1 protein-coding gene is annotated in these 740 nt (G+C 69.3%); it reads right to left on the reverse strand.

Features of this window, described 5'->3' with window-relative positions:
• Positions 1 to 740: 5-dehydro-4-deoxyglucarate dehydratase (gene kdgD / locus ABE485_RS31150; RefSeq protein ID WP_346519108.1), on the reverse strand; the 740-nt coding region annotated here is incomplete at both ends.

Here is a 740-nt window from a genome sequence, read left to right on the forward strand (position 1 = left end):
GGGGCACGCACGGGGCCTGCGTCGTGGCCGACCAGCTTGGCGCCGGCCTTGACGATGCTGACGGCGTAGCCGGCCTTGCGGTTGCGGATTTCCAGGTAGGGCAGGAAGAAATCGTCGAGCAGGCGGTTGGTGGTGTCGCTGTCGCCGGCGGCGATGGCGTTGTAGAACTCCATGGCCATCTTGGGCACGAAGTTGAAGACGGCCGACGAGTAGACCGGCACGCCCAGCGCGCGGTAGGCGGCGGCATAGACTTCGGCGGTGGGCAGGCCGCCCAGGTAGGAGAATCGGTCGCCCATCTTGCGGCGGATGCGGACCATGGCTTCGATGTCGCCGATGCCGTCCTTGAAGCCGACCAGGTTGGGGCAGCGGTCTGCCAGGCGGGCCAGGCTGTCGGCCGACAGGCGGGACTGGGCGCGGTTGTAGACGATGACGCCGATGTTGACGGACTTGCAGACCTGTTCGACGTGGGCGGCGATGCCGTCCTGCGAGGCTTCAGTCAGGTAGTGGGGCAGCAGCAGGACGCCCTTGGCGCCCTGGCGTTCGGCTTCCTGGGCGTAGGCGATGGCGGTGCGGGTGGGGCCGCCGGCGCCGGCCAGGATCGGCACCTTGCCGGCGCAGGTCTGGACAGCGGTGCGGATGACGTCGGAGTATTCCTGGGGCGCAAGCGAGAAGAACTCACCCGTGCCGCCGGCCGCGAACAGGGCGGTGGCGCCGTAGGGGGCCAGCCATTCCAGGCGGGC

The organism is Achromobacter spanius (assembly GCF_039673305.1).
GTDB classification, from domain to species: domain Bacteria; phylum Pseudomonadota; class Gammaproteobacteria; order Burkholderiales; family Burkholderiaceae_B; genus Achromobacter; species Achromobacter spanius_F.